We start from the raw sequence: 6,596 nt of genomic DNA, 5'->3' as shown, positions 1-6,596 counted from the left end.
TGAAAGCACTCCTGCGTAAAGCTGCTGCGCGCACCGTCGACGACCTGTCCCGCGCCATCGGCGCCGCCATCGACACCTACACGCCCGCTGAGTGCGCCAACTACTTCGCCGCTGCCGGATACGATGCGTACTGAACGGAATCTGCTCTAGCAGCCGGCAGCCGGGTTTCGCCCAAGCCATTTCAGGTCGACGCGAACCGGGTTCCACAATCGGATGCTGCGGTCTTCCACTTCTGTCCGGGCCCGATAGCCGATCTCGACGGTGCTACCGTCGATCCATCGAACGCTCGTCGAGCAGACCCGGTCCAGGACGGCGATCCTCGTGCCCAGACGTGGGGCGTCGCCTTTCGTTACGAGGAAGAATTTCGTTGCAGGGCTCACCGTCGCATCGTCGCTTACGTCCCACATCCGGACGATCTCGCGCTGGCCGTCCGGCGCAACGAAACGGCCAAATTCCTTTCCCGACGCCTCTTGGCCACCACAAGCGGCCAAGCCGAATGCTCCCAGCAGGAGCAAAATCGCTGACATGCGAGTGCAGGAAGGCATGCCATACCGTATCGTGAAGAAGCCGGCAGGCAACCTGTCTCAAACCAAATCATGTTCGGGTATTTCGAGCGACTTCCCTACCCTCGCTCCACCAACGTCACGATCGACAATCCCGGCGGCAACGGCACGCGGCCGACCAGAAACCGCTCCAGCCGGAAGATCGCCTCGAATGCGGTATTGAGCACCTTGGGTGGGGGCGAATCGTCGCTGTCGTCCTTGCCGGTCAGCTTGCCCGCCACCCGCGCCGCGACGGCAGCGGGAAACAGCAGCGAGTTGAAATAGCGCAGGCCGTTGTGCTTCAATCCGGCATCCGCAATCGCCTTGGCCAAGGTCGCCTTGGAATAGCGCCGGTGGTGGTGGTTCACCACGTCGTGCGCGCTCCACATCCACTGATGCGCCGGCACAGTGACCAGGATCTTGCCGCCCGGTGCCAGCCGTTCGGCCATGCCGCGAAACGTCGCGACATCGTCCTCGATATGCTCGACCACGTCCAGCACCGCGATCAGGTCGTAGCGGCCGGTCACGCCGTCCAGCGTCGGCAGCGGCGCGGTGCCCACCGGCTTGCCCAGCCGCTCGCTGGCGATGGCGCGCGCGGCGGGATCGATCTCGATCGCCTCGACCTCGCCGAACGCGCCCAGCATCGGCAGGTTGTGCCCGGTGCCGCAACCGATCTCGAGGATGCGTGACCCCGGCTTCAACCCGGCATAGCGCGCGACATAGTCGGCGAGAATGTCGCGCCGCGCGCGATACCACCAGTGGGTGGAATCATGCGCCGCCATGCGGTCATAGACGATGCGGTCCATCTTATCCGAATACCCATGTACGATTGAGCGCGAAGGTAGCGAACGGGGTGACGAGCATCGCCGGGATCAGCGGCACCCACTGCGCCCACCCCATCCAGTCGGCCAGCACCAGCGTGAACAGCGCGTTGAGCATCATGCCGAACCCCTGCACCACCATGAACTTGACCGGCTGTACCGCGCCCGCCTCGCGGCTGCCGTGCCCCTGAAAACTCCAGCGGCCATGCGCGAAAAAGCCGAAGGCGGCGGCGACGAGGAACGCGGGCGGCACCGCGAGGAACGCGCGGCCCTCAGGCAACACCCAATAGACCAGCGGCAGATAGACCGCCGAATAGATCGCGGTCGACAGCACCCCGACGATGCCGAACCGCACGAGTTGCCCCAGCACCCCGCTGCTTCGCATCGCGTCGATCCGTCCGGTCATTCCCTGCACGTCTTGTCCTTTGCGCGCCATCCGATAGAGCGCGAGCGATCACCAGTCCGCGCCGTATAAGCTGCGGCGCGCGGGGGGAAGCGATTTTGAACGACCGACGGATGCGCTGGAGCGACCTCGACCGGCACTGGCTGCGCTGGGTGCTGCTCGCGTGGGTGACGATCGCGGCATGGTTCCTGTGGCAGCGGTGGAACGCGGTCCACTGGCTCGCGCTGTCCGACACCGACGACAACATGCGGCTGATGCAGGTGCGAAGCTGGCTGAACGGACAGGGCTGGTACGACCTGCGCCAGTATCGCCTCAACCCGCCCACCGGCCTCGACATCCACTGGTCGCGGCTGGTCGACCTGCCGATCGCCGGGCTGTTCCTGCTGCTCAAGCCCTTTGCCGGCGCGGTCTGGGCCGAACGGCTGGCGGTCGGCATCGCGCCGTTGCTGCCGATGGGGGTGGCGCTGGTCGCGCTGTCGGTGAGCGTGCGGCGGCTGGTCGCGCCGCTGGCGTGGCCGCTGGCGGTGGCGTTCCTGCTGGGCTGTTCGTCGACGCTGCTGATGTTCATGCCCGAACGGATCGACCATCACGGCTGGCAGCTCGCCTGCCTCGCATGGACCGTCGCGGGCCTCGCCGATCCGAAGCAGGCGCGCGGCGGGCTGGCGGTCGGGCTGTCGTCGGCGCTGTCGCTGACGATCGGCCTCGAACTGCTGCCCTATTGCGGCATGGCCGGGGCGATCGTGACGCTTCGCTGGGTCTGGGACCGGGGCGAGGCGCGGCGGCTCGCGGTCTATGGCGCGACGCTGGCCGGGGCGAGTGGCCTCGGCTTCGTGGTGTTCGCGTCCAATGCCAATTACGCGATGCGCTGCGACGCGCTGACCCCGGTGTGGCTGTCGGCGGTGGTCGCGGGCGGCGCGCTGCTGGTGGGCCTCTCGGCGCTGCGCATCGATCGGCTGGCCGTGCGGCTGGTGCTGGGGCTGATCGCCGGCGGGGCGCTCGCCGCCGCCTTCGCCACGCTGTTCCCGCAGTGCCTGTCGCGCCCCGAAGGCGTATCGGAAGAACTGGCGCGCACGTGGCTCAACAACGTGCGCGAGGCCAAACCGCTCTACACCATGCCGTGGCGCACGATCCTGCCGATCGTGACCGGGCCGATCATAGGCCTGCTCGGCGCACTCTTCGCGACGTGGCGGGCGCGGCGCTCGCCCAGTGTCGTCGGCTGGGCGGCGGTGACGCTGTTCACCGCCTTTGCGGTCGCGATGCTGTTCTGGCAGATTCGCTCCGGCCCCGCCGCGCAGTTGCTGGCGGTGCCCGGCATGGTCGCGCTGGCATGGATCGTCGTGCCGTGGCTGCTGACCCATCGCAGCGTGTTCGTCCGCGTCGGCGGCACGGTGGTGGCGTTGCTGCTGCTGTCGAGCACCGCCGTCAGCCTCATCGTCCAGCGATTGAAGATCGACCCGCCCGACAACCGGACGAAGGTGGTATTGCGCGCCGGCGCCCGCTGCGGCAGCCTGCCCGCGCTCCAGGCGCTGAACCGCTTGCCGAAGGCGGTGATGTTCACCCATGTCGATCTCGGCCCGCGCCTGATCGTCGCGACGCACCACGACGGCATCGCCGGGCCGTATCACCGCAACGGCGACGCGATCCTCGACGTGCATCATGCGTTTCAGGGGCCACCCGACCAGTTCCGCGAAATCGCCCGGCGGCACGGCGCGACCTATCTGCTCACCTGCCCCAACATGGCGGAGACGACGGTCTACCGCGCGCGCTCGCCCGGCGGCTTCTACGACCGGCTGGCGCACGATCAGGTGCCGGCATGGCTGACCCCGGTGGCGCTGCCCAAGGGGTCGCCGTTGAAGCTGTGGCGAATCAGCTACTAACTCCCCTCCCTGTCAGGGAGGGGAGCAGGAAACGGAACCCGCCCCCGCCCCATCGGTTCGTCAGGACCGACCAACCCGGTTGAGCCGCACCCCCGGTTCGTCCTATCAGACGCGCGACCGCCCCCGCCGGGGCAGCGAAAGGCCCGCATGAGCATCACCGACACCATTCCCCAGTCCAGCGACACCACGATCCTCGCCGCGCCCGACCGGATGGTGAAGGCGCGCGACGTCTTCGGCATCGACAGCGATCTCGAAGTGCCCGCCTTCTCGGTCGCCGACGAGCGCGTGCCCGATGCCGATCCGGCCTATGTGTTCGATCCCGACACCACGCTCGCGATCCTCGCCGGCTTCGCGCACAACCGCCGGGTAATGGTGCAGGGCTATCACGGCACCGGCAAGTCGACGCACATCGAACAGGTCGCCGCGCGGCTCAACTGGCCGTGCATCCGCATCAACCTCGACGCGCATATCAGCCGCATCGACCTGATCGGCCGCGACGCGATCGTGCTCAAGGACGGGCAGCAGGTGACGGAGTTCCGCGAGGGCCTGCTCCCATGGGCGCTCCAGACGCCGACCGCGCTGGTGTTCGACGAATATGACGCCGGCCGCCCCGATGTGATGTTCGTCATCCAGCGCGTGCTGGAAACCGAAGGCAAGCTGACGCTGCTCGACCAGAACCGCGTGATCCGCCCCAACCCGTATTTCCGCCTGTTCGCCACCGCCAATACGGTCGGTCTGGGCGACACCTCGGGCCTCTATCACGGCACGCAGCAGATCAACCAGGGTCAGATGGACCGCTGGAACATCGTCGTCACGCTCAACTACCTGCCTGCCGCGACCGAGGCGCGCATCGTGCTCGCCAAATCGGGCGAGTACGACAAGGTCGGCGGCAAGGAGACGGTGGAAAAGATGGTCCGCGTCGCCGACATGACGCGGCGTGGCTTCGTCAACGGCGACATCTCGACCGTCATGTCCCCGCGCACCGTCATCACCTGGGCGCAGAACGCGCTGATCTTCGGCGACGTCGGCTTCGCCTTCCGCCTGTCGTTCCTCAACAAATGCGACGAGGCCGAACGCGCGCTGGTCGCCGAATATTACCAGCGGGTGTTCGGCAAGGACCTGCCCGAAAGCGTGGTGGCGAAGCGTTGATTCTCCTTATCCCCCTCCCTTGAACAAGGGAGGGGTCAGGGGTGGGTTGGCCTGCGAGGAACCGCAACGCCCGCCTCGAACCGACCCACCCCCAACCCCTCCCTTGTCAGGGAGGGGAGCCGCTTGCCATTGACAACCATGTCAGTAACGCGCAGCGTGTTTTAATGGCACATCAGCACCCGGTCGCGGTAACTCCCGGCGACATCGACCACATGGGTCATGTCAACAATGCCGTCTACCTCTCGTGGGTGCAGGACGCGGTCGTCGCCTATTGGGAACGGGTCGCCCCGGCCGAAGCGGTCGCGCAGCACCTGTGGGTCGCGCTGAAGCACGAGATCACCTACCGCCGCCCCGCCTTTCTCGACGACACGATCGTCGCGACCGTCGTCGCCGAACGGGTGGAGGGCGTGCGCGCCTATTTCTCGACGCTGATCGAACGCGGTGGCGAAGTGCTGGTCGAGGTCAAGAGCACCTGGTGCTCGCTCGACGCGATCACGCGGCGCCCGGCGCGGCTGGCGCGCGACGTGGTCCATCGCTTCCTCCCCGAATAACGATTTCGTTTTATGCAATTGCGATGAGAACCTTCGCATTTGCAGCATGACGCTGCACCGCGGCATAACTCCGGCAACGAAACGACGCGACGAAGCGTCACCCCCCAGCCCGGAGAATACCCCATGCGCGCTTTGTTCGCTGCCGCCGCCGTTCGTGTCGCCATCGTCGCCGCCGGCCTGCTCGTCCCCACCTTCGCCGCACAGGCGAACGAAATCGAGCGTAACGGCTACACCTTCGACTATACCAGCACCACCACCACCGATGGCGCGACCGTACTGGCCGGCACGATCAAGAACAGCGGCGAACCGTTCCGCTTCGTCGTCCGCGACCGTCTCGTCACCGGCAACGTCGATGGCCGCGAAGTCCGCTTCCGCATCGCCAAGCCGCTGAACAACGCGCGCCAGCTCGCCGCGCGCTAAGCCGGTCTACGCACGCTGATTCAGACGTCATCCCGGCGAAGGCCGGGATCTCCCGGAGACAGGGTGCGACAGGAGCCGCTTGAGGTCCCGGCCTGCGCCGGGACGACGGTTCCGCGACATCGATCGACCGCCACGCAACGCCCGTTCCCTGCCAGGGGGCGGGCGTTGCGGCGTCAGGCAAACGCCCGCGACGTCCGCAACTGCTGATACGCCGCGATCACCTTCTGCAACGCCGCCTCGTGGGTGCGGTCGCCGCCGTTGCGATCGGGGTGATACCGCCGCACCAGTTCCGAATAGCGTTTGCGAAGCGCGCTGCGATCGGCATCGACCGCCAGCCCCATGACCTTCAGCGCCGACCGGTCGAGCGAAGTGAGCGGTCGCCCGTCCTGCCGCTCGGCCCGCGCCGCCGCGCGTTCGGCCGCGCGCCCGCGAATCGTCGCGCCGATCGCCTCCAGCGGGTCAGCAAAATCGGCCCATGCCGGCGCGGGATCGGCCCCGGCATGCGCGAACGCCCGCGTCTCGCGCTCCCACCCGGCATAGGGGCGCTGCGCGTCGTGAATCTCCTCGACGGTCATCCCCGCGAAGTAATTATAGCCGGCGTTGAACGCGCGGACATGCTCCAGACAGAACCAGCGATAGCCGCCCGGCCCGTCGCCCTGACGCCCGCCATCGCGGCGCGGCGCGCGGAATTCGCCCGCCTCGTCGCATCCCGGCGCCTCGCACCGGCGGCCATCGGCTTCCACCCGCCCATGGAACCGTGCGCCGGGACGCTCCTTGCTGATCTTCTCGCGCGCCACGCGACTCCCTTTGGCAAAAACAGGCTATATAGGGCG

General features: G+C 67.4%; 8 protein-coding genes and 1 pseudogene. 5 read left to right on the top strand and 4 right to left on the bottom strand.

The genetic code is table 11. The features are described from left to right. A pseudogene (locus LRA89_RS02415) lies at positions 1-134 on the top strand (IS630 family transposase); the annotation flags it as partial. Positions 135-146: 12 nt separating this feature from the next. On the opposite strand, the gene LRA89_RS02410 reads toward LRA89_RS02415, so the two are convergent. From LRA89_RS02410 to LRA89_RS02400, 3 genes are all read right to left on the bottom strand, one after another. After that, positions 147-527: a hypothetical protein gene (locus LRA89_RS02410; RefSeq protein WP_230768851.1), complete on the bottom strand. Its 381-nt coding sequence runs from the start codon at positions 525-527 to the stop codon at positions 147-149. Between the two features lie 95 nt (positions 528-622). Next, positions 623-1,348: a class I SAM-dependent methyltransferase gene (locus tag LRA89_RS02405; RefSeq protein ID WP_056491931.1), complete on the bottom strand. Its 726-nt coding sequence runs from the start codon at positions 1,346-1,348 to the stop codon at positions 623-625. A 1-nt stretch (position 1,349) separates the two neighbouring features. Beyond that, complete coding sequence (locus LRA89_RS02400; protein WP_230768874.1) at positions 1,350-1,769, bottom strand: GtrA family protein; 420 nt, start codon at positions 1,767-1,769, stop codon at positions 1,350-1,352. Positions 1,770-1,879: 110 nt separating this feature from the next. Between LRA89_RS02400 and LRA89_RS02395 the strand changes: the two genes are divergently transcribed. From LRA89_RS02395 to LRA89_RS02380, 4 genes are all read left to right on the top strand, one after another. Further along, entirely contained in the window at positions 1,880-3,643 is a 1,764-nt protein-coding gene (locus LRA89_RS02395) for an AcrB/AcrD/AcrF family protein (RefSeq protein WP_230768873.1), read from the top strand. A 147-nt stretch (positions 3,644-3,790) separates the two neighbouring features. Beyond that, positions 3,791-4,792, top strand: coding sequence for a cobaltochelatase subunit CobS (gene cobS / locus LRA89_RS02390; protein WP_230768850.1), 1,002 nt, complete (start codon positions 3,791-3,793; stop codon positions 4,790-4,792). Positions 4,793-4,956: 164 nt separating this feature from the next. Next, positions 4,957-5,343, top strand: coding sequence for an acyl-CoA thioesterase (locus LRA89_RS02385; protein ID WP_055758476.1), 387 nt, complete (start codon positions 4,957-4,959; stop codon positions 5,341-5,343). 123 nt (positions 5,344-5,466) lie between these two features. After that, positions 5,467-5,763, top strand: a complete 297-nt coding sequence (locus tag LRA89_RS02380) for a hypothetical protein (RefSeq protein WP_055758473.1) — start codon at positions 5,467-5,469, stop codon at positions 5,761-5,763. A 173-nt stretch (positions 5,764-5,936) separates the two neighbouring features. On the opposite strand, the gene LRA89_RS02375 is transcribed toward LRA89_RS02380, so the two are convergent. Continuing rightward, entirely contained in the window at positions 5,937-6,560 is a 624-nt protein-coding gene (locus tag LRA89_RS02375) for a J domain-containing protein (protein ID WP_230768849.1), read from the bottom strand. Between the last annotated feature and the right edge of the window lie 36 nt (positions 6,561-6,596).

The organism is Sphingomonas sp. Leaf4, from assembly GCF_920939515.1.
In the GTDB taxonomy this organism is placed as follows: Bacteria; Pseudomonadota; Alphaproteobacteria; order Sphingomonadales; family Sphingomonadaceae; genus Sphingomonas.
This window is presented reverse-complemented; position numbering and strand designations above follow the sequence as displayed.

Bases quoted from the DNA above. Each gene is read 5' to 3' on its own strand.
- LRA89_RS02400 (WP_230768874.1), bottom strand. From the start codon at position 1,769: ATGACCGGACGGATCGACGCGATGCGAAGCAGCGGGGTGCTGGGGCAA.
- cobS (WP_230768850.1), top strand. From the start codon at position 3,791: ATGAGCATCACCGACACCATTCCCCAGTCCAGCGACACCACGATCCTC.
- LRA89_RS02410 (WP_230768851.1), bottom strand. From the start codon at position 527: ATGTCAGCGATTTTGCTCCTGCTGGGAGCATTCGGCTTGGCCGCTTGT.
- LRA89_RS02380 (WP_055758473.1), top strand. From the start codon at position 5,467: ATGCGCGCTTTGTTCGCTGCCGCCGCCGTTCGTGTCGCCATCGTCGCC.
- LRA89_RS02395 (WP_230768873.1), top strand. From the start codon at position 1,880: ATGCGCTGGAGCGACCTCGACCGGCACTGGCTGCGCTGGGTGCTGCTC.
- LRA89_RS02405 (WP_056491931.1), bottom strand. From the start codon at position 1,348: ATGGACCGCATCGTCTATGACCGCATGGCGGCGCATGATTCCACCCAC.
- LRA89_RS02385 (WP_055758476.1), top strand. From the start codon at position 4,957: ATGGCACATCAGCACCCGGTCGCGGTAACTCCCGGCGACATCGACCAC.